Raw genomic sequence first — 20,240 nt, 5'->3', positions numbered from 1 at the left:
CCCCACCCCTCCGACATCTCCACCTCCGGCCGTGGAACGCGCCGGACGCAGCAGAAACGAGGCAGCAGGATGACCACCACACACCCTACGGGCGCACGCACGGCGAAGCGCGAATGGGCCGTCGGCCTGATGGTCTTCGGGGCCGTGATGCTCATGATCGCCGGGATCCTGGACGTCCTGCGCGGCATCGCGGCGATCGCGGAGGACGACGTCTTCCTCACGACCCGCAACTACGTCTTCGAATTCGACCTCACCAGCTGGGGCTGGATCCACCTGGTCCTGGGCGTGGCCGCCGTGATCGTCAGCATGGGGCTGTTCCAGGGGGCGACATGGGCGCGCGTGGCCGGCGTGGGCATCGCCGCACTCGTCATCATCGCCAACTTCCTCTCCCTGCCGTACTACCCGGTGTGGTCGGTGGTGATGATCGCGATTTCCGGGTTCATCATCTGGGCCCTGTGCACCGTGCGGAAGGACGACGCCTGGGTGCCGTTCGAACAGCCGCCGAGCAATCCATGAGGCGCGCGGCTGCGCTCCGGGCGGGTTTCCCAACCCGCCCGGAGACACCAGTCGCGTCCTGCGCGGCGCCCCGTCAGCGTCCCCGCGCACCCGCCCCCCGGTCCGCCGGGCGGTGCCGCGCCGGCGCGAGGTGCGGCCAGTCGGCGATGTCGCGTCGCATCTGGCGGTCGTGTGTCGCCAGGACCACGGCCGCGTCCGTGCTGTGCAGCGCCTCGGTGAGCTCGTCGACCAGCGCGATGGACAGGTGGTTCGTGGGCTCGTCCAGCAGCAGTACGTGGGGGCGGGCGGCCAGTGCCAAGGCCAGGTCGAGGCGCCGCTGCTGACCCGTCGACAGCTCGGCGACCGGCTTGCCGGCGTCGCGCGAGGTGAGCAGACCCAGCGAGCCGAGCCCCACCACCTCGCCTTCCTGCAGTACGCCGGCCGCGACCAGGCGCGCGGTGTGCGTCTCGTAGAGGTCACGCGCCCGCCGGTGCGTCGCCCGCGGCGACTCCTGCCCGAGCAGGCGCAGCCGCACCCCGCGGGCCCGGTGCACCCGGCCCGTGTCCGGGGCGAGCCGACCGGCCAGGACGGACAGGAGGGTGGACTTGCCCGCCCCGTTCGGGCCGGTGACGGCCAGCCTGTCGCCGGACGTCACCGACAGGTTCGTCGCCTGGGGCAGCCGCCCTTCGACCGTCACCTCCTCCGTACGCAGCAGGACGACGCCCGGCCGGGCGGGCAGGCCGGGCATCGAGAAGCGCCGGGGCGGCACCGGCGCGGTGACCTTGTGCCGGTGCAGGTCCTCCTGGCGCCGGTGGACGGAGCGCACCAGGGCACCGGCGCGGGTGGCGCGCTGGTGCTTGCCGGTGCCCTTGTCCGGGCGCCAGCCGGTGCTCAGCCGGTTCTGCGCCTCCGACAGGGCATGCTGGAGACGGACGTGCTCGGTCTGCTGCTGCTGGTACTCCTCCTCCCAGCGCGTCAGTTCGGCCTCGCGGCCCTCCCGGTAGCCGGCGTAACCACCGCCGTACACGCCCGGTAGGCCGTCGCGCGTGGGGTCGAGGTCGAGGATCGCGGTGGCCACGTCCGCGAGCAGCGCCCGGTCGTGGCTGACCACCACGACACCGCCGGCGTGGGCGCGCAGCCTGGCGGTGAGGTACTCCAGCCCGGCCAGGTCCAGGTGGTTGGTCGGCTCGTCCAGGAGCAGGAAGTCGTACTCGGCGCCCAGCAGGCAGGCCAGCCGGATCCGGTAGCGCTGGCCGACCGACAGCGTGGCCAGGGGACGGGCACGGTCGCTGACCGCGCCCAGCCCGTCCAGGGCCACGTCCACCCGGCGGTCGGCGTCCCAGGCGTCCAGCGCCTGCGCCGCCTCCAGGGCGTCGGCATAGGCCTGTTCGGCACCGGGCCGTTGCGCCGCGAGGGCTTTTGCCGCGGCGTCCAGATCCCGCAGGGCGGCCCGGGCGCCGGCCAGGAACTCGTCGATGAAGTCGCCGACCGTGCGCTCGTCCCCGGCCGGCATCTCCTGCTCGGCCAGGGCGAGCGTGCCCACGCGGTGCACGGTCCCCTCGTCCGGGGGCAGCAGGCCGGCCAGGACGTGCAAAAGGGTCGACTTGCCGCGTCCGTTCTCGCCGACGACGCCCCAGCGCGCACCGGGGGAGACCTTCATCTCGACGTCGTGCAGCACGGTGCGGCCACCGCGGTCGACGCGGACGCCGGCGCAGGTCAGCTGGGCCCGGTCGCGGGCAGGCAGGGTAAGGGTGGTCACGTTCTCTTCCTCGTTGAGGAGGCACACCTCACCCCCGGTTCGGGCGGGGATGCGAGCGGGCCTTCGGATCCGACGGACGGCCGGCCCGGAACAGGGCGGGCCGTGGGCGACGTCGCGGCTCCCTGCGCCTCGGCCTGTGTGCGTCAGGGCATGCGAGGGGCGGAGCCAGTGGCCCGGATCAGAGGTAGAGAACGTAACTCATACACACATGCTAACAGTTGACGCCGCGTGCGCTCAGGAGCGGGCGCGGACCAGCAAGAGCGCGACGTCGTCGTCGGGCTGCGGGCTCAGCGCGCCGAGGAGGCTGTCGCTGGTCCGTTGCAGGCTGGGCCCCGCGTCCTCCAGGAGGCGGGTCAGCGTGGTGAGGCCGGTGTCGATCGGCTCCGCGCGGTTCTCGACCAGCCCGTCGGTGTAGAGGGCGAGCAGGGAGCCCGGCGCGAACTCCAGGTTCACGGTGCCGAAGTCCACGCCGCCCACCCCCAGCGGCACGCCGCCGGGCACGTCGACGAGTTTCGCGCCGCCGTCCGCACCGGCGAGCACGGGCGGCAGATGACCGGCGCTGGACAGCGAGCAGATGCCGGCCCGCAGGTCGCACACCGCGTACACGCACGTGGCGATGGCGTCGCCGAGCGAGCCGGCGATGTCGTCGAGGTGCCGCAGCAGTTCGGCGGGCGGCAGGTCCAGCCGGGCCAGGGCCCGCGTCGCCGTGCTCAGCTGCCCCATGATCGCCGCGGCCTGGACGCCCTTGCCCATGACGTCGCCCACCACGAGCCCGGTGCGTCCCGGGCCCAGCGGCAGCACGTCGTACCAGTCGCCGCCGACCTCGCTGAGCGCCGGGCGGTAGCGGGCGGCGATGTCGAGCCCCTCCTGCTCGGCGGGCGTGGCCGGGAGCAGACTGCGCTGGAGTGTCAGGGCGGTGCCCCGCTCCCGGCCGTAGAGGCGGGCGTTGTCGATGCAGATCGCGGCGCGCGCGGCGAGTTCCGAGGCGAGCACCTGGTCCCGGTCGTCGAAGGGGCGTTCGTCGACCGTGCGGTACAGGGTGAGGGTGCCGAGCACCTTGCCCCGGGCCACCAGCGGCACCGCCAGGTAGGAGTGCGCGCCGGCCTCGTGCAGGGTCCGGGCGGCCCGCGCGTCCCGGGCGATGCGCCGCATCATCTTCGGGTCCACGCGCTCGACCAGGACCGGGCGGGCCTTGCGGACGCACTGCGTGATGATCCGTGACGAGGCGTAGGTGGCCAGCTCGCCGACCGGGTCGGCGGCGTGGATGGCGTCGGTCGGGTAGCCCGCCGCGACGGCCAGCGCCCGGAACTCCGCGGGCGCGCCGCCCGACACCGGCACGATGGTGCCGCGGGCCACGACGGACTCCAGGACGTCCACGGCGGCCAGGTCCGCGAGGTGCGACACGACCACGTCGGCCAGCTCCCGGGCGGTCTGCTGAAGGTCCAGCGTGGTGCCGATCCGAACCCCGGCTTCGGCGATCACCGACAGGTGCTGGCGTGCCTGCGCGACCTCGGCCGCGGCCTGCTGCCGTTCGGTCACGTCCAGCACGGCCATCGCGAGCCCGAGGACCCGGCCGTCGGTGTCCTCGATGCGGTGGTACGACTCGGAGTAGGCGCGGTCCTGTTCGTCCGCCGCCGTACGGCCGATGGTCTGCTGGTCGAGCAGGGGCCTGCCGGTCTTGAGGACGTGCCGCATCCGGGCCTCGATGGCCTCGACGTCCAGGCCCGGCAGCACCTCGCCGAGCCGCCGGCCCAGCAAGGCCTCCTCGGGCACCCCGTTGATCCGCTCCAGCGCGGGGTTGACACCTACCCAGCGCAGGTCGTTGTCGAAGACGGCGATGCCGAGCGGGGTCTGGTTGACGAGGCTGTGCGAGAGGGCGAGGTCCCGCTCCACCTTCCTTACGGTCGTCGCGTCCGTGGCGAGTCCCAGCAGGTGGGGCCTGCCCTCGCTGTCGAGGAGCCGCATCGTGCGGAATTCCACGGCGCGTTCCGTGCCGTCGCGGTGGCGCAGCGGGAAGACGCCGGCCCAGCGGTCCCCAGCTCTGACCTGGGCGAACAGCTCCCTGCCCCGGGCGCGGTTCTCGGGCGCGATCAGGAGCGTGTCGGCGCGCTGCCGCAGGGCCTCGTCGGCCGTGTAGCCGAGCAGTTGCTCGATCTCGGGGCTCCACAGGGCGATGTGCCCGCCGCCGTCCAGGACCACGGCCGCGACCTTCAGCAGGTCCAGCAGCCCGCCGGGCGCGGCCGTGCCGGGGTCCCGGTCCGAGGTCGCATACCCGTTCATGCGAGCCGCTCCTTCCGGCGCGGCAAAAGGTACCGCCAAGATCCGTCATGCGGGCTGTCCGATGAGGTCACAGTACGGTCGAAGGAGCGGCACTGTCGCGCCGAAAAGACAAAAAACCGAGGTCGCGCACGCTTAGGAAGAGAGGGAGCCGTCTTGAGTGACTGGACGTTGCGAGAGAGCCTGGCCACCACGTCGGGGACCGTCCGCTGGGACCGGTTCGGAGATCCCGGCGGCGAGCCGGTCGTGCTGCTGCACGGGACGCCCTTCTCCTCGTACGTGTGGCACGAGATCGCTCCGGCACTGGCCGGTGCCGGACACCACGTGCACGTGTGGGACATGGCGGGCTACGGCACCTCCGACATGCACCCGGACCAGGACGTCTCGCTGGGGGCCCAGGGCCGGATCCTCACCGAGCTGCTCGCGCACTGGGGGCTTCGGGAGCCGTCCGTCGTCGCGCACGACTTCGGAGGGTGCGTGGCACTGCGCGCCCATCTGCTGCACGGGGCCCGCTACCGGCGGCTCGCGCTGGTCGACCCGGTGGCCCTGGAACCCTGGGGCTCGCCCTTCTTCCGCCTGGTCGGGCAGCACAGCCACGTCTTCGAGCAGTTGCCGGCGGCGCTGCACGAGGCGCTGGTACGCGAGTACGTCACGTCCGCGAGCCACCTCGGCCTGCGGCCCGCCACGCTGGACGCCCTGGTCGGGCCGTGGACGGGGGAGCGGGGACAGGCCGCCTTCTACCGCCAGATCGCGCAGGCCGACCAGCGCTACACGGACGACATCCAGCCGCTGTATCCCACCCTCGATCTGCCGGTGACGGTCTGCTGGGGCACCGAGGACACCTGGATCCCCTTCGCCAAGGGACAGGAGCTGGCCGCCCTGATCCCGGGCGCGCGGCTGGTGCCCGTCCCGGAGGCCGGCCATCTCGTCCCGCTGGACGCGCCCGCCCGGCTGACGAGCGAGGTGCTGACCTTCCTCCGGGCCTGAGGGCGTCAAAGCGCCGGGGGACCTCGGAGAACCACCAGGACCGCACAAAGTCCGACGGGGTCATTGCTTCGGTTGTGTTCGAGTCCTAGGGTGTGCCTGCTCAGCAGTTGCTCCGTCACCGTCAGTTGCACGAGTCCCAACAGGAACGCCCATCAGGGGAGTTGGCGACGCATCTGACGTGCCCTCAGTCCGTGCAGCACCCTGTCGAACCGAGGAAGGCCACGGTCATGCCGCACCCGCTCTCGTCCCCCGCCGACCGGCCCGTCGTCAGCCGCCGCCGTCTGCTCGAAGGCGGCGCCGCCGTGCTCGGCGCGCTCGCCCTGTCCGCGTCGCCCGCCGCCGCGCACGCGGCGGGCCGGCGCCCGGCGGCGGACGCCCCTCCGGAGTGGAACGACGGCCTGGCCGTGTACCGCGTGGGCACCGAGCCGCCGCACACCACGCTCATGCCGTACGCGGACCTCGGGCAGGCACTCGACGGCGACCGCACCCGCTCGCCGTACCGGCTGAGCCTCGACGGCAAGTGGAAGTTCGCCTACGCCGACCGCCCCGACGACCGGGACGCCGACTTCTACCGCACCGACGTCGACGACTCCGGCTGGGACACCATCCCCGTGCCCTCGGCCTGGCAGATGCACGGCTACGACTTCCCGATCTACGTCAACATCACCTACCCCTGGTGGGGCCCCAACGGCGGCGGCGAGGAGGCCCAGCCGCCGGCCGCCCCGACCCGCTACAACCCCGTCGGCCAGTACCGCCGGACGTTCACCGTCCCTCGGAACTGGTCGGGCCGGCGCACCTTCCTGCACTTCGAGGGCGTCAAGTCCGCCCACTACGTGTGGATCAACGGCGAACTGGTCGGCTACCACGAGGACTCCTACACCTCGGCCGAGTACGACATCACCCGCCACCTCAAGCCGGGCACCAACCAGATCGCCGTCGAGGTGTACCGCTACTCCGACGCGGAGTGGCTGGAGGACCAGGACATGATCCGCCTGAGCGGCATCTTCCGCTCGGTCCACCTGTACTCCACGCCCTCGGTGCACCTGCGGGACTTCAAGCTGGACACCCCGCTCGGCGACGACTACACCTCCGCCGAACTCAAGGTCACCGCGCACGTCCGTGACTACGGCGGCGAGGGCGCGGGCCGCTACACGGTCGAGACCCAGCTGTACGACGCGCGCGGCCACGCCGTCTGGCCGCGGCCCCTGAACCAGCCGGTCGACGTCCCCGACGGCGACGAGGCCACCGCCGAGGCGTCCAGACCCGTCCCCTCACCGAAGCTCTGGTCCGCCGAGCACCCGAACCTCTACACCGCCGTGCTGCGCCTGCGCGACCCGGCCGGCAAGGTGGTCGAGACCCTCTCGCACCGGGTCGGCTTCCGCGAGTTCGCGCTCAAGGACGGCCTGATGCGCATCAACGGCAAGCCGGTGTCCTTCCGCGGGACCAACCGGCACGAGATGCACCCCGTCACCGGCTCGGCGCTCACCCGCGCGCAGATGATCGAGGACATCGAGATCATCAAGCGGCTCAACATCAACAGCGTCCGCACCTCGCACTACCCCAACAACCCGCTGTGGCTGGAACTCGCCGACGAGTACGGGCTGTACCTCGTGGGCGAGACCAACCTCGAAACCCACGGCATCCGCGACAGGTACCCCGGCAGCGGTCACCCCGAGTGGACCGAGGCGTGCGTGGTCCGCGCCCAGAACATGGTCCACCGCGACAAGAACCACGCCTCGGTGGTCATCTGGTCCCTCGGCAACGAGGCCGGCGGAGGCACCACCTTCAACGCCATGCACGACTGGATCCGCTCCTACGACCCCACCCGCGTCATCCAGTACGAGGGCGACGACCGCCCCGGGATCAGCGACATCCGCTCCGAGATGTACGACAGCCCGCAGCGGGTCGAGCAGCGCGCCAAGGACACCAACGACACCCGCCCGTACGTGATGATCGAGTACTCCCACGGGATGGGGAACTCCAACGGCAACTTCAAGAAGTACTGGGACATCGTCCGCCGCTACGACGTCCTCCAGGGCGGCTGGATCTGGGACTTCGTCGACCAGGCCCTGAGCTGGCCGACCCCCACCCGCAAGCTGCTGACCGAGTCCGGGCCGGGCGCGCTGCGCGGCGAGATCATGGCGCCCTCCGGCACCTTCGACCGCACCAAGGGCGTCTGTGGCGGCACCGTCTTCCCCCGCGACTCACGCCTGGACCTCACCGGCTCCCTCACGCTGGAGGCCTGGGTCACCCCGGACGTGCCCTACGGCCACCAGCCCATCCTCGCCAAGGGCGACACCCAGTACGCGCTCAAGCAGACCGACAAGAACCTTGAGTTCTTCATTCACGGCGGCGGCCAGTGGGTCACCGCGAGCTGGGCGCTGCCCGACGGCTGGACGGGCAAGGAGCACCACATCGCCGGCGTCTTCGACGCCGACGCGGGGACGCTCACCCTGTACGTCGACGGCCAGGTGCGCGGCACCCGCACCACCACCCGGCGCCCCAGCGGCAACACGGCGTCCCTGGCGCTCGCCACGGACGTCGACAACCCGACCCGGGAGTTCAGCGGAACCATCCGGCGGGCCCGCGTGTACGCCCGCGCGCTCAGCGCCACCGAACTTGCCTCCGACAGCCGCGGCCCGGACGACGAGGGCGTGCGCTTCTGGTTCGACGCCGCCACCGTCGGCTTCGCCGAGCAGCGCCCGCGCGACAAGACGTTCTACGCCTACGGCGGCGACTGGGGCGACAACCCCAACGACGGCGCCTTCGCCGGGGACGGCATCGTCCTGCCCGACCGCGGCCTCACCGGCAAGTCCGCCGAGGTCAAGCAGATCTACCAGGCGATCAACGCCGCCCCGGCCACCGGCGGCCCCGGCGCCGTCACCCTCACCAACGAGTACCTCTTCACCAACCTCCGCGAGTTCGACGGACGTTGGTCCCTCGTCGCCGACGGCAAGGTCGTCCAGCGCGGCAGGCTGACCCGCGACCAGCTGAACGTCGCGCCGCTGACCAGCAAGGACATCAAGGTGCCGGTGCGCCTGCCGGCGAAGCCCGAACCGGGCACGGAGTACTTCCTCCAGCTCTCGTTCACCACCCAGGAGCCCACCAAGTGGGCGACGGCGGGCTTCGAGGTGGCCAAGCAGCAGCTCGCCCTCGACACGGACAGCCCGGCCGTGACGCCCCTGCCGCTGCGCAGCGTCCCCGCCCTGCGGTACACCGACCGGGACGAGGACGTCACTGTCAAGGGCAAGGGCTTCTCGGTCACCGTCGACAAGAGCACCGGCACCATCACCTCGTACGAAGCGGGCGGCACCCGGCTCATCACCTCCGGCCCCGTCCCGAACTTCTGGCGGGCGCCCACCGACAACGACCGGGGCAACGGCCACCACACCCGCAACCAGACGTGGCGCGACGCGGGAGCCAAGCGGAAGGTGGCGGACGTACGGGTCCGGCCGCTGGACGACCGGGCCGTCGAGGTCACGGTCACCGGCACGCTGCCCACCAGCGCGGAGTCCACGTACAGCACGACGTACACGGTCTTCGGCAACGGCGAGATCAAGGTCGACAACACCCTGCACCCGGGAGCGGCGAACCTGCCGTACATCCCCGAGGTCGGCACCCTGCTGTTCCTGCCCCGCCGCCTGGACCGGCTGCACTACTACGGCCGGGGCCCGGAGGAGAACATGTGGGACCGCAACAACGCCACCGACGTCGGCCTGTACTCCGGCACCGTCTCCGGACAGTGGACCTCCTACCTGCGTCCCCAGGAGAACGGCAACAAGACCGATGTCCGCTGGGCCGCGCTGACGGACGCCGGCGGACGCGGACTGCTCGTCTCCGGTGAGCCGCTGCTGGAGGTCAACGCCTCGCGCTTCACCCCCGAGGACCTGTCGGTCGGCGCCCGCCACGACTACCAGCTCGACCCCAGGGACGCGGTGGTCCTGCGGGTCAACCACCGTCAGATGGGCGTGGGCGGCGACAACAGCTGGGGCGCCCACACCCACGACGAGTTCAAGCTCTTCGCCAACCGCGACTACGCGTACACCTATCGGCTGCGTCCGCTGACGCGCGTGAGCGAGGCGATGGCGGCCTCGCGACGGCCGACGGCCACCGCGTAGGGCCGCCCGTGGGACAGCGGCGCCGTCTCACTCGGCGGCGTCGCTGATGCCCAGGCGCAGATGCTCCACGTGGTAGACGGCCTGGTCGAGCAGCTCGGCGACGTGGTGGTCGTGCAGTGCGTAGACGACCGAACGGCCCCGCCGCTCGCCGACGACCAGGCCCAGATTGCGCAGCAGCCGCAGCTGGTGCGAGCAGGCCGACTGCTCCATGCCCACCTCGGCGGCCAACTCGGTGGCCGGCAGCGGGCCTTCCCGCAGCCGCGCCAGGATCAGCAGCCGGGAGGGTGTGGACAGGGCCTGGAGCGTGGTGGCGACCTTCGCGACGTTGTCCGCGTCCAGGCGTACGCGCTCGGTGGCGTCCTGCGCGGGGATGACGGCTCCATGACCCATGACGTCATCGTACCGGTCGCACACGAACACATGAATGAATCTTCATCTATCCCGGCCGCAGCTGTCTCCGCCGGGCGCCGCCCGGGCACGTCGATGTCGGATTCTCGCCAGCCCCGTCCCGCCCGGTGCCCGATGCTGGACGCATGCAGATGGGGATGCACACCGACACCGAGCGCTGCCTGCGCGCCGTCCAGTCCAAGGACGCACGGTTCGACGGATGGTTCTTCACGGCCGTCCTGACGACCGGCATCTACTGCCGTCCCAGTTGCCCGGTCGTGCCGCCCAAGCCCGAGAACATGGTCTTCCACCCGAGCGCGGCGGCCTGCCAGCAGGCCGGGTTCCGGGCCTGCAAGCGCTGCCGGCCCGACACCAGCCCCGGCTCCCCGGAATGGAACCAGCGCGCCGACCTCGTGGCCCGCGCCATGCGGCTGATCGCCGACGGCGTCGTGGACCGCGAGGGCGTGCCCGGCCTCGCCGCCCGCCTCGGCTACAGCACCCGGCAGGTCGAGCGCCAGCTCCTCGCGGAACTGGGCGCCGGCCCCCTCGCGCTGGCCCGCGCCCAGCGCTCCCAGACGGCCCGGCTGCTCATCGAGACGACGACCCTGCCCATGGCCCGGATCGCCTTCGCCGCCGGCTTCGCCTCGATCCGCACCTTCAACGACACCGTCCGCGAGGTCTTCGCCCTCTCCCCGAGCGAGCTGCGCGCCCGCGCCCCGAGACGGCAGGGCGCCGGCACACCCGGAGCCCTGTCCCTGCGGCTGCCATTCCGGACCCCGCTCAACCCCGACAACCTCTTCGGCCACCTCGCCGCCACGGCCGTACCCGGCGTGGAGGAGTGGCGCGACGGTTCCTACCGGCGCACGCTGCGGCTGCCGTACGGCCACGGCATCGTGGCCCTCACCCCGAACCCCGACCACATCGCCTGCCGCCTCACCCTCAGCGACCTGCGCGATCTGACCGTCGCCATCAGCCGGTGCCGCCGTCTGCTCGACCTGGACGCGGACCCGGTGGCGATCGACGAGCAGCTGCGCACGGACCCGGTCCTGGCGCCGCTGGTCGACAAGGCGCCCGGCCGACGCGTCCCGCGCACGGTGGACGAGGCGGAGTTCGCCGTCCGGGCCGTGCTCGGCCAGCAGGTCTCCACCGCCGCCGCCCGCACCCACGCGGCCCGCCTGGTCACCGCCCACGGCGAACCGGTCGACGACCCCGAGGGCGGTCTCACCCACCTCTTCCCCGCCCCCGAGGCCCTCGCGGCGCTGGACCCGGAGACCCTGGCGATGCCCCGCACCCGCCGCACGACGTTCACGACCCTTGTCCGTCGGCTCGCCGACGGCGACCTCCACCTGGGGGCGGAGAGCGACTGGCCGCAGGCCCGCGCCCAGCTCCTCGACCTGCCCGGCTTCGGCCCCTGGACGGCCGACGTCATCGCCATGCGCGCCCTCGGCGACCCCGACGCCTTCCTCCCCACCGACCTCGGCATCCGCCGCGCCGCCCAGGAACTCGGCCTGCCCTCCACGCCCGCCAAGCTCACCGCCCGCGCGGCGGCCTGGCGCCCCTGGCGGGCCTACGCCGTCCAGTACCTCTGGGCGACCGACAGCCACCCGATCAACTTCCTTCCTGTCTAGGGACGTTCCATGAAGCAGCACACCGTGACCGACAGCCCCTACGGGCCCCTCACCCTCGTCGCCGACGACGGTGTCCTGTGCGGCCTCTACATGACCGGCCAGCGCCACCGCCCGCCGGAGGAGACCTTCGGCACCCGCGACGACACCCTGTTCGCGGAGACGGAGGAACAACTGAAGGCCTACTTCGCGGGAGAGCTCAAGCAGTTCACCGTCGAACTCCGTCTGACCGGCACCCCGTTCCAGCGCAGCGTCTGGGACCAGCTGCGCCGCATCCCGTACGGTGAGACGCGCACCTACGGCCGGCTCGCCGACGCCCTCGGCACCCCCACGGCATCCCGCGCGGTCGGCCTAGCCAACGGCCGCAACCCGATCGGCATCATCGTCCCCTGCCACCGCGTCATCGGCGCGAACGGCGGCCTCACCGGCTACGGCGGCGGCCTGGAACGCAAACAGCGCCTGCTGGACTTCGAGCGGGGAGCGGCACTCTTCTGACCCTCGCGCACCCCCGACCGGGCCGCGGCGCGCTCACGCGCCTGGAAAACCTGCGGGCCGCCCGTCGGCCGTGAGACCGCGCAGCAGCTCCGGCAGCGCCGTGCCGATGGGTTCGCGGACGATCTCGTCCGCACGGTCGTCGTACGGTGTCGGCTCGGCGTTGACGATGATCAGGCGGGCGCCGTGGTCGGCGGCGACACCGGCGAGGCCGGCGGCGGGCTGGACCTGGAGGCTCGTGCCGACGGCGACGAACACCTGGCTGGCCTTGCTGATGGCGACCGCCTCGCCGAGGACGACGGGGTCGAGCCGCTCGCCGAACATCACCGTCGCCGGCTTCAGGACGCCGCCGCACGCCAGGCACGGCGGGTCGTCCTCACCGGCCTCGACCCGTGCGAGCGCGTCCTCCATCGGGCCGCGGGTGTGGCAGCCGGTACAGACGAAGCTGCGTGCCGTGCCGTGCAGTTCGAGGACCTTGCGGTCGGGCATCCCGGCGAGCTGGTGCAGCCCGTCCACGTTCTGCGTGATCACCCGGACGGGTACCCCGGACCGCTCCAGTTCGGCCACCGCCCGGTGCGCGGCGTTGGGTTCCGCCTGAAGCGTCCGGTTCCTGCGCCGCATCTGCCAGGAGCGGCGGCGGATCTCCGGGTCGCCCATGTAGTACTCGTACGTGACGAGCTTCTCGGCCTCCGGATCCCGCCGCCAGAGCCCGTTCGGCCCGCGGTAGTCCGGGATCCCGGAGTCCGTGCTGATACCGGCACCGGTGAGCAGCGCGACGAGGGGCTTGGCCATGTCACCGAGCGTAGGCCGGGCCGTACGGCGACGGCGAGCGGTTATCGAACGGGACGCCGACGGGTGAACGGCCGGACCGGTCAGTACACCCGGTGCCCGTTCTCCAGCTCCGCCGTGCCCGAGCCGTCCGCCAGCACGTCCAGTCCGGCCAGGACACGGCGGCCGAGGGCGCCCGGCAGATACTCGGTCAGCTCCTCGCGCGGGACCAGCCGCCAGGACAGCAGTTCCTCCTCCTGGAGGCGGATCGCCTTGAACTCGTCCTCGCCGAGCACCCCGCCGTCGTACAGATAGGCCACCAGCGGCGGACGCCCCGGGCCGTGCACCCAGTCCACCGCCAGCAGCCGGCCGAGCTCACGGTCCAGCCCGATCTCCTCCGCCGTCTCGCGCCGCGCGCCCTGCCGCGGCGTCTCGCCGTCGTCGGACTCGATCGTGCCGCCGGGCAGCGCCCAGCCCTCCCGGTAGTTGGGCTCGACGAGCAGCACCCGGCCCTCGCCGTCCCGGAACAGCGCGGCGGCGCCGGCCAGGACGCGGGGCAGGGACGCGATGTAGGCGGCGAAGTCAGAAGAAGAGGTGGTCATTCGGGCAGGGTAACCACCCGGGGAGGGCTCAGCCGCAGGGGAAGACGTAGCTGGACTTGTAGTTGATGTAGAGGCTGCCGGAGGACGAGCCCATCTTGGCCGTCACCGGGGCGCAGGCGAAGCTGGAGACGTACACCGGGCCCGCGTACTCGCTGAAGGTGCCCGAGTCGGGGTCGCAGGCCGTGCCGTCCACCTTGCAGATCTGCACGGACATGTACTGCGCCCGGCCGACGTTGTTGTCGAGGATGGCGCAGCCCTTGCCGCCGTTCTCGTAGGCGAAGAGGGTCGCCTTGCGCAGGTCGGGGTCGACGCCCAGGGGCAGCGGGATCGCCTTGCGCAGGGTGTAGCCGCTGCCGCACACGGTGGCGGAGGCCGAGGCCGCGGACTGCTCGGCGGCGACGGCCCCGGGCGCGGTGAGCACGGCGGCGGTCAGGACGGTCGCGGTGGCGGTGGCACGAAGAGCGGTTCTGAGACGAGGCATGACAAGCAGGCGCTTTCTGTCAGGCGCGAGGACGCGAACCGGGTGACTGGAAATGATCGAACTAGCCAACGGCCAGATCACTTTACGGTCGCTTTTGATCGACATAGGTGGATCACGGACACGTGGCCGGAAATCGTCGCCTGGAAGCGCTTTCAAGCGGAACGCCCGGCTGTCGTCAGCGGCAGCGGCGGTTACTGAGCTCACAGAGGGCCCATGGCGGGAAACGGAAGAACAGGTCGGGCACCCCGCTCAGCCGGGAAATGGCCGGTTCGATCCGGTCAGGCCTGCTGCTCCGCCAGCCGCAGCGTCCGCTCCGCGAGCTCGCTGATGCGTACCCCGTCGAAGCCGAACACCGCGCTGCGGACCGTGTCCTCCAGCGGGACCGTCCACTGCTCCGGAATGGCCGCAGCCCCGCCGAACACCCCGGCCACCGACCCCGCCGTCGCGCCGTTGGAGTCCGTGTCCAGGCCGCCGCGGACGGTCAGGGTGATGGTGCGGGTGAAGTCGCCGTCGCCGTAGAGCAGGCCGGCGGCGAGGACGGCGGCGTTCGGGACGGTGTGGATCCAGCCCATCCCGGCCGTCTCGTCGGTGAGCGTGGTGAGTGTGTCCTCCCAGGACATCCGCGTGTCGTGCAGGGAGACGACCCGCCGCACCGTGCGGGCCAGGCGGCTGCTCGCCGGGATCACGGCCAGGGCCTCGTCGATGGCGTGCCGCACGGTGGGTGCCGTGAACGCCGCCGCGATCAGCGCCGCCGCCCACATCGCGCCGTAGACGCCGTTGCCGGTGTGCGACAGCACCGCGTCCCGCCGGGCCAGCGAGGCGGCCCGGCGCGGCACGCCAGGGCAGGTCCAGCCGTAGATGTCGGCCCTGATCAGCGCCCCGATCCACTCCTGGTACGGATTGTCGTACGTCGCCGTCAGCGGCGGCTTGAGCCCGCCTGCCAGGTTGCGGTACGCGGCCCGCTCGGCGGTGAACGTCTGGAGGTACGGCAGCCGCAGCAGCCACAGGTCGCCGACCTGCTCGGTGCTGAAGCCGAAGCCGTGGGTCTCCAGCAGGTCCAGACCGAGGATCGCGTAGTCGACGTCGTCGTCACGGCAACTGCCGTGGATCCGGCCGCGCACGCACTGGCGCCACTCGGGCCGCAGCTCGAAGCCGTCGTGTTCGCTGATCGGCTCGGGGAGGTAGTCGGTCAGGGGCAGCGCGGCGGCCTGCCGCAGATAGCGGTCGATGCGGTCGCGCGTCCACACCTCGCCCTGCTCGACCGGTTTGCCGAGCATGTTGCCCGCGATGCGGCCCTGCCAGCCGCCGAGGATGCGACCGGCCAGCGCTGCTTCGGTGTCGACGGGGGTCATGGTTGAGGTCTACCCATTTCGGGGTGGGGCGTTCGGCCCGTTCGGGAATGCGGGTGCGTGGTGGCCGTTCGCGCCCGCGCGGCGGCAGCCGCATGTCTGACACAGCCCCGCGCCCCTGACCGTGTCGTTCCAGAGGTTGGGCAGAAGCTGACGGCCGGGGCGTCCTCCGGTTAAGGTCGCAGCGGCGCGACTGGCCTTGACGTGCGTGAGGGCCCGGAGAGCAAGGGGAGTGCAAGTGGCGGACGCTGCAGTGAGCGATACCAAGGCACAGCGGGTGCTCGTCGCCGCGGACAAGTTCAAGGGGTCGCTGACGGCCGTGGAGGTCGCCGAGCGGGTGACGGCCGGGCTGCGCCGGGTCGTACCGGACCTCGAGGTCGAGGCGCTGCCCGTGGCCGACGGCGGCGACGGAACCGTGGCCGCGGCGGTCGCGGCCGGGTTCGAGCGCCGGGAGGTACGGGTCGCCGGTCCGCTCGGCGACGAGGTGACGGCGGCGTTCGCGCTGCGCGACGGGACCGCGGTCGTGGAGATGGCCGAGGCGAGCGGGCTCCAGCGGCTGCCCGCCGGGGTCTTCGCCCCGCTCACGGCGTCCACGTACGGCTCCGGCGAGCTGCTGCGGGCCGCGCTGGACGCGGGCGCCCGCACGATCGTCTTCGGGGTCGGCGGCAGCGCCACCACGGACGGCGGCGCCGGAATGCTGTCCGCGCTGGGCGCACGCTTCCTTGGCGCGCAGGGCGAGCCGGTCCCCCCGGGCGGCGGCGGCCTCGCCGACCTGGCCACCGCTGACCTCTCGTCCCTCGACCCGCGTCTCACCGAGATCGAACTGGTCCTCGCGAGCGACGTGGACAACCCGCTGACCGGCCCGAAGGGCGCGCCCGCGGTCTACGGCCCGCAGAAGGGCGCCTCGCCGGACGACGTGGCGGCCCTGGACGCCGCCCTCGCGCACTTCGCGAAGGTGCTGGAGGAGTCCGCCGGATCGAAGGCCGCCGAGTACGCCGCCTCGCCCGGTGCGGGCGCGGCGGGCGGCATCGGCTACGGCGCCCTGCTGCTCGGCGCCCGTTTCCGTCCCGGCATCGAGGTCATGCTCGACGTCCTGGGCTTCGCCCCGGCCCTGGAGCGCGCCGACCTGGTGATCACCGGTGAGGGCTCCCTCGACGAACAGACCCTCCACGGCAAGGCCCCGGCGGGCGTCGCCGCCGCGGCCCGGGCGGCGGACAAGGAGGTCGTCGCGGTCTGCGGCCGCCTGGCCCTGCCCCCGGAGACCCTGGGACGGGCCGGTTTCCGCCGGGTCTACCCCCTGACGGACGCGGAGCCGGACGTGGCGAAGTGCATCGCGGAGGCGGGCCCGATCCTGGAGCGGGTGGCGGAACGCATCGCCGGGGATTTCCTGACCTGAGGCGAGGCCGCGTCCCTGGGGGCTCCGTCCCCAGCAACAGCACCCCCCAACGGACCGCACAGCAAAGGGCCCCGAACCGACATCCCGGTCCGGGGCCCAAGCCGGTGCAACGCTACGGAAGCTGAGCCGCCCGCGCTTCCCGCCGGTTGTCGCGGAAGTTGTTCACCCGCCGGGCCGTCGCGAACAGGGGGATCACCGCCCCCATGACCAGCTGAAGCGCGCATCCCGTCTGCAGCAGCAGCTGCCCGCTCGGCGCGTCGAACGCCCACGCCGCCAGCAGGCCCATGCTCAGCACGATCCACGACAGCATCGCCACCGCGAGCCGCCCCCGCGGCTTCGGGTACTCGACCCGGCTCACCATGAGCCACGCCGTACCCAGGATCGCCAGCAGCGTCGCCACGAACGGCAGCTCCAGCAGCACGATCGACACGACCGTCAGCGCGCCGAACGGCGACGGCATGCCCTGGAAGGTGCCGTCCTTGACCGTGACGCACGAGAATCTCGCCAGCCGCAGCACCACCGCCAGCAGCACCACGATCGCCCCGACCGCCGCCACCCGCTGATGCGCGTCGTCCGCGACCATGCCGTACACGAGGACGAAGTACGCCGGCGCCAGACCGAAGCTGATCAGGTCGGACAGGTTGTCCAGCTCCGCGCCCATGGGGGAGGAGCGCAGCTTGCGCGCCACCAGGCCGTCGAAGAGGTCGAAGACCGCCGCGCAGAGCATGAGGATGACCGCCGTGGCCGCGCTGTGGCGGGCCATGCCGGTCTCCTGGCTGCCCGTGAGGTGCGGGATCAGGATGCCGGTGGTGGTGAAGTACACCGCCATGAAGCCGCACGTGGCGTTGCCCAGCGTCAGGGTGTCCGCTATCGAGAGGCGAAGAGAGAGGGGCATCTCCTCTTCCTCGTCGACCTCGTCGGCCTCCGGGACCCAGCCGGCCTTGGTGTCAGGATCAATCACGGTCAATGCGAGTCACCCCAGCCACGGTCTTCTGTCCCACCTCGACCGCGACCTCCACACCCTCGGGCAGGTAGAGGTCGACACGCGAGCCGAAGCGGATCAGGCCGATCCGCTCGCCCTGCTCGACCTTGGTGCCCTGGGGCACGTAGGGGACGATGCGGCGGGCGACCGCGCCGGCGATCTGGATCATCTCGATGTCGCCGAGCTCGGTGTCGAAGTGCCAGACGACACGCTCGTTGTTCTCGCTCTCCTTGTTGAAGGCGGGAACGAAGCCACCGGGCACGTGCTCGACCGAGGTCACCGTGCCGGCCAGCGGCGCGCGGTTGACGTGGACGTTGAGCGGGCTCATGAAGATCGCGACGCGGGTGCGGCCGTCCTTCCACGGCATGATGCTCTGCACCACACCGTCGGCGGGCGAGATGACCCGGCCCTGGGTGATCTCGCGCTCGGGGTCGCGGAAGAACCACAGCATCCCCGCGGCGAGCGCGGTGGCGGGAACGGCGACGGCCTTGGCGGCACCCGAGCGGCGGGCGCGGGCCAGGCTGAGGGCTGCGGTGGCGACGGTCGGAAGGAGCCACGGCGATGCTCCGCGCGCGAGGCGTACGCCGGCCCGGCTGTCGCGAGGTGCAGAGGTTTGGCTGTGGGGCATGGATGACCTTCGTAGCGGATGATGCCGCACTCTGACGGGGGACGGCGGCTTTCCGGCGATCGTAGCGGCTCGGGGCCCTAACTGGGTAAGCCAGGCAGCCGAGTCGGCGGCCGAAGAGTGCTGACGGGGTGTGATCTTCTTCTCCAAGAAAACACCCCGTATCCGGACATCTAGCCCTGGAATCGATACTCTTCGAGCAGCCGCCTGCCGATGATCATTTTCTGGATCTCGGCGGTACCTTCACCGATCAGCAGCATCGGTGCCTCACGATAGAGGCGCTCGATCTCGTACTCCTTGGAGAAGCCGTAGCCGCCGTGGATCCGGAAGGCGTCCTCCACGACCTCCTTGCAGTATTCGGAAGCGAGATACTTCGCCATACCGGCTTCAAGGTCGTTTCGTTCCCCGGAGTCCTTTTTGCGAGCTGCGTTCACCATCATCGCATGCGCGGCCTCGACCTTGGTAGCCATCTCGGCCAGCTTGAACTGGATCGCCTGGTGCTGGGCGATCGGCTTGCCGAAGGTGTGACGCTGCTGTGCGTACTGGACGCCGAGTTCGAACGCACGCTGAGCGACGCCACAGCCACGCGCCGCCACGTTGACGCGGCCGACCTCGACACCGTCCATCATCTGGTAGAAACCACGGCCCGTGACCCCACCGAGCACACGATCCGCAGGAATCCGCAGGTCATCCATGATGAGTTCGGTGGTGTCGACACCCTTGTAACCCATCTTGTCGATCTTGCCGGGGATGGTGAGGCCGGGGCGGACCTCGCCGAAGCCGGGCTCCTTCTCCACCAGGAAGGTCGTCATCGACTTGTGGGGCGCGGTGCCCTCGGGGTGACCTTCGTCACTTCGGACCAGAACGGCCACCAGAGACGACGTACCACCGTTGGTCAGCCACATCTTCTGGCCGTTCAGGACGTACCCGTCGCCGTCCTTCACCGCCTTCGAGGTGATCGCCGAGACGTCCGAGCCGAGGCCCGGCTCCGACATCGAGAAGGCGCCGCGGATGTCGCCGGCCGCCATCCTCGGCAGGAAGTGGTCCTTCTGCTCCTGCGTGCCGTGCTGCTTGAGCATGTACGCCACGATGAAGTGCGTGTTGATGATGCCGGACACCGACATCCACCCGCGGGCGATCTCCTCCACGCACAGCGCGTACGTCAGGAGCGACTCGCCCAGACCCCCGTACTCCTCGGGGATCATCAGGCCGAACAGGCCCAATTCCTTCAGCCCGTCGACGATCGCTTGCGGGTACTCGTCGCGGTGCTCCAGCTCGGTCGCGACCGGGATGATCTCCTTGTCCACGAAGTCCCGGACGGTGGACAGGATCTCCTGCTGGATGTCCGTCAGACCGGCGGTCTGGGCGAGTCGCGCCATGGCTACTTCTCCTGCTCCTCGAGCTCGGGGCGGCCGGGCTGCTCGCCGCCGCGCTCCTTGATGTACGTCTCGGTCGGCACCATGACCTTGCGGCGGAACACGCAGACCAGCGTGCCGTCCTGCTTGTAGCCCTTGGTCTCGACGTAGACGATGCCGCGGTCGTTCTTCGACTTCGACGGCCACTTGTCGAGCACGGTCGTCTGGCCGTAGATCGTGTCGCCGTGGAAGGTCGGCGCCACGTGCCTGAGCGACTCGATCTCCAGGTTGGCGATGGCCTTGCCGGAGATGTCCGGCACGGACATGCCGAGCAGGAGCGAGTAGATGTAGTTCCCCACGACGACGTTCTTGCCGAAGTCCGTCGTCTTCTCCGCATAGTTCGTGTCCATGTGGAGCGGGTGGTGGTTCATGGTGAGGAGACAGAACAGGTGGTCGTCGTACTCCGTGACCGTCTTGCCCGGCCAGTGCTTGTACGTCGCCCCGACCTCGAACTCCTCGTAGGTGCGTCCGAACTGCATGGC

At 71.3% G+C, this 20,240-nt stretch carries 17 protein-coding genes; 6 read left to right on the top strand and 11 right to left on the bottom strand.

All coding sequences use genetic code 11. From position 1 onward, the window contains the following. Positions 1–69: 69 nt before the first annotated feature. On the top strand, positions 70–516 hold the full coding sequence (locus SCNRRL3882_RS07370; RefSeq protein ID WP_010038815.1) for a DUF7144 family membrane protein: 447 nt from the start codon (positions 70–72) through the stop codon (positions 514–516). Between the two features lie 73 nt (positions 517–589). Here SCNRRL3882_RS07370 and SCNRRL3882_RS07365 read toward each other — a convergent pair whose 3' ends face one another. Continuing rightward, complete coding sequence (locus SCNRRL3882_RS07365; RefSeq protein WP_040903061.1) at positions 590–2,254, bottom strand: ATP-binding cassette domain-containing protein; 1,665 nt, start codon at positions 2,252–2,254, stop codon at positions 590–592. 234 nt (positions 2,255–2,488) lie between these two features. Then, a complete protein-coding gene (locus tag SCNRRL3882_RS07360) occupies positions 2,489–4,534 on the bottom strand; it encodes a SpoIIE family protein phosphatase (protein WP_010038810.1) in 2,046 nt (681 codons plus the stop codon). 153 nt (positions 4,535–4,687) lie between these two features. On the opposite strand from SCNRRL3882_RS07360, the gene SCNRRL3882_RS07355 reads away from it, so the two are divergent. Together SCNRRL3882_RS07355 and SCNRRL3882_RS07350 are read left to right on the top strand one after the other, a co-directional pair. Further along, complete coding sequence (locus SCNRRL3882_RS07355) at positions 4,688–5,518, top strand: alpha/beta fold hydrolase (RefSeq protein WP_029181102.1); 831 nt, start codon at positions 4,688–4,690, stop codon at positions 5,516–5,518. A 227-nt stretch (positions 5,519–5,745) separates the two neighbouring features. Further along, complete coding sequence (locus SCNRRL3882_RS07350; protein WP_010038807.1) at positions 5,746–9,636, top strand: glycoside hydrolase family 2 TIM barrel-domain containing protein; 3,891 nt, start codon at positions 5,746–5,748, stop codon at positions 9,634–9,636. Positions 9,637–9,663: 27 nt separating this feature from the next. Here SCNRRL3882_RS07350 and SCNRRL3882_RS07345 read toward each other — a convergent pair whose 3' ends face one another. Then, positions 9,664–10,026 carry an ArsR/SmtB family transcription factor gene (locus tag SCNRRL3882_RS07345; protein ID WP_010038804.1) on the bottom strand — a complete coding sequence of 121 codons (363 nt, stop codon included), beginning with the start codon at positions 10,024–10,026 and terminating at the stop codon, positions 9,664–9,666. Positions 10,027–10,181: 155 nt separating this feature from the next. Here SCNRRL3882_RS07345 and SCNRRL3882_RS07340 point away from each other — a divergent pair, with 155 nt between their 5' ends. Beyond that, positions 10,182–11,651, top strand: coding sequence for an AlkA N-terminal domain-containing protein (locus SCNRRL3882_RS07340; protein ID WP_010038801.1), 1,470 nt, complete (start codon positions 10,182–10,184; stop codon positions 11,649–11,651). A gap of 9 nt (positions 11,652–11,660) precedes the next feature. Continuing rightward, positions 11,661–12,143, top strand: coding sequence for a methylated-DNA--[protein]-cysteine S-methyltransferase (locus SCNRRL3882_RS07335; protein WP_010038800.1), 483 nt, complete (start codon positions 11,661–11,663; stop codon positions 12,141–12,143). Between the two features lie 33 nt (positions 12,144–12,176). Here SCNRRL3882_RS07335 and SCNRRL3882_RS07330 read toward each other — a convergent pair whose 3' ends face one another. The 4 genes from SCNRRL3882_RS07330 to SCNRRL3882_RS07315 form a co-directional block, all read right to left on the bottom strand. After that, the gene (locus SCNRRL3882_RS07330; protein ID WP_010038799.1) at positions 12,177–12,932 is read right to left on the bottom strand and encodes an SIR2 family NAD-dependent protein deacylase; all 756 of its coding nucleotides are present in this window, start codon (positions 12,930–12,932) and stop codon (positions 12,177–12,179) included. Positions 12,933–13,012: 80 nt separating this feature from the next. Beyond that, positions 13,013–13,510 (bottom strand): NUDIX domain-containing protein, encoded by a 498-nt coding sequence (locus SCNRRL3882_RS07325; protein ID WP_010038798.1) that lies wholly within the window; start codon positions 13,508–13,510, stop codon positions 13,013–13,015. A gap of 28 nt (positions 13,511–13,538) precedes the next feature. Next, complete coding sequence (locus tag SCNRRL3882_RS07320; RefSeq protein ID WP_010038796.1) at positions 13,539–13,991, bottom strand: hypothetical protein; 453 nt, start codon at positions 13,989–13,991, stop codon at positions 13,539–13,541. A 278-nt stretch (positions 13,992–14,269) separates the two neighbouring features. Then, positions 14,270–15,343, bottom strand: a complete 1,074-nt coding sequence (locus tag SCNRRL3882_RS07315) for an ADP-ribosylglycohydrolase family protein (RefSeq protein WP_010038794.1) — start codon at positions 15,341–15,343, stop codon at positions 14,270–14,272. A gap of 274 nt (positions 15,344–15,617) precedes the next feature. Between SCNRRL3882_RS07315 and SCNRRL3882_RS07310 the strand changes: the two genes are divergently transcribed. Beyond that, a complete protein-coding gene (locus SCNRRL3882_RS07310; RefSeq protein ID WP_010038791.1) occupies positions 15,618–16,736 on the top strand; it encodes a glycerate kinase in 1,119 nt (372 codons plus the stop codon). A gap of 112 nt (positions 16,737–16,848) precedes the next feature. Here SCNRRL3882_RS07310 and pssA read toward each other — a convergent pair whose 3' ends face one another. The 4 genes from pssA to SCNRRL3882_RS07290 all read right to left on the bottom strand — a co-directional run bounded on the left by pssA (position 16,849) and on the right by SCNRRL3882_RS07290 (position 20,237). Beyond that, positions 16,849–17,631, bottom strand: coding sequence for a CDP-diacylglycerol--serine O-phosphatidyltransferase (pssA, locus tag SCNRRL3882_RS07305; protein ID WP_050810223.1), 783 nt, complete (start codon positions 17,629–17,631; stop codon positions 16,849–16,851). 58 nt (positions 17,632–17,689) lie between these two features. Beyond that, on the bottom strand, positions 17,690–18,346 hold the full coding sequence (locus SCNRRL3882_RS07300) for a phosphatidylserine decarboxylase (protein WP_010038789.1): 657 nt from the start codon (positions 18,344–18,346) through the stop codon (positions 17,690–17,692). Between the two features lie 170 nt (positions 18,347–18,516). Further along, the gene (locus SCNRRL3882_RS07295; RefSeq protein ID WP_010038788.1) at positions 18,517–19,722 is read right to left on the bottom strand and encodes an acyl-CoA dehydrogenase family protein; all 1,206 of its coding nucleotides are present in this window, start codon (positions 19,720–19,722) and stop codon (positions 18,517–18,519) included. Positions 19,723–19,724: 2 nt separating this feature from the next. Beyond that, positions 19,725–20,237 carry a MaoC family dehydratase gene (locus tag SCNRRL3882_RS07290; protein ID WP_010038785.1) on the bottom strand — a complete coding sequence of 171 codons (513 nt, stop codon included), beginning with the start codon at positions 20,235–20,237 and terminating at the stop codon, positions 19,725–19,727. Positions 20,238–20,240 lie beyond the last annotated feature (3 nt).

This window comes from Streptomyces chartreusis NRRL 3882 (assembly GCF_900236475.1).
Lineage (GTDB): Bacteria > Actinomycetota > Actinomycetes > Streptomycetales > Streptomycetaceae > Streptomyces > Streptomyces chartreusis_D.
This window is presented reverse-complemented; position numbering and strand designations above follow the sequence as displayed.

Excerpts from the sequence above, each read along its gene's own strand:
- SCNRRL3882_RS07300 (WP_010038789.1), bottom strand. The coding sequence starts at position 18,346 with ATGCCCCACAGCCAAACCTCTGCACCTCGCGACAGCCGGGCCGGCGTA.
- SCNRRL3882_RS07330 (WP_010038799.1), bottom strand. The coding sequence starts at position 12,932 with ATGGCCAAGCCCCTCGTCGCGCTGCTCACCGGTGCCGGTATCAGCACG.
- SCNRRL3882_RS07345 (WP_010038804.1), bottom strand. The coding sequence starts at position 10,026 with ATGGGTCATGGAGCCGTCATCCCCGCGCAGGACGCCACCGAGCGCGTA.
- SCNRRL3882_RS07290 (WP_010038785.1), bottom strand. The coding sequence starts at position 20,237 with ATGCAGTTCGGACGCACCTACGAGGAGTTCGAGGTCGGGGCGACGTAC.
- pssA (WP_050810223.1), bottom strand. The coding sequence starts at position 17,631 with ATGCCCCTCTCTCTTCGCCTCTCGATAGCGGACACCCTGACGCTGGGC.
- SCNRRL3882_RS07370 (WP_010038815.1), top strand. The coding sequence starts at position 70 with ATGACCACCACACACCCTACGGGCGCACGCACGGCGAAGCGCGAATGG.
- SCNRRL3882_RS07335 (WP_010038800.1), top strand. The coding sequence starts at position 11,661 with ATGAAGCAGCACACCGTGACCGACAGCCCCTACGGGCCCCTCACCCTC.
- SCNRRL3882_RS07340 (WP_010038801.1), top strand. The coding sequence starts at position 10,182 with ATGCACACCGACACCGAGCGCTGCCTGCGCGCCGTCCAGTCCAAGGAC.
- SCNRRL3882_RS07295 (WP_010038788.1), bottom strand. The coding sequence starts at position 19,722 with ATGGCGCGACTCGCCCAGACCGCCGGTCTGACGGACATCCAGCAGGAG.
- SCNRRL3882_RS07360 (WP_010038810.1), bottom strand. The coding sequence starts at position 4,534 with ATGAACGGGTATGCGACCTCGGACCGGGACCCCGGCACGGCCGCGCCC.
- SCNRRL3882_RS07315 (WP_010038794.1), bottom strand. The coding sequence starts at position 15,343 with ATGACCCCCGTCGACACCGAAGCAGCGCTGGCCGGTCGCATCCTCGGC.
- SCNRRL3882_RS07320 (WP_010038796.1), bottom strand. The coding sequence starts at position 13,991 with ATGCCTCGTCTCAGAACCGCTCTTCGTGCCACCGCCACCGCGACCGTC.
- SCNRRL3882_RS07350 (WP_010038807.1), top strand. The coding sequence starts at position 5,746 with ATGCCGCACCCGCTCTCGTCCCCCGCCGACCGGCCCGTCGTCAGCCGC.
- SCNRRL3882_RS07325 (WP_010038798.1), bottom strand. The coding sequence starts at position 13,510 with ATGACCACCTCTTCTTCTGACTTCGCCGCCTACATCGCGTCCCTGCCC.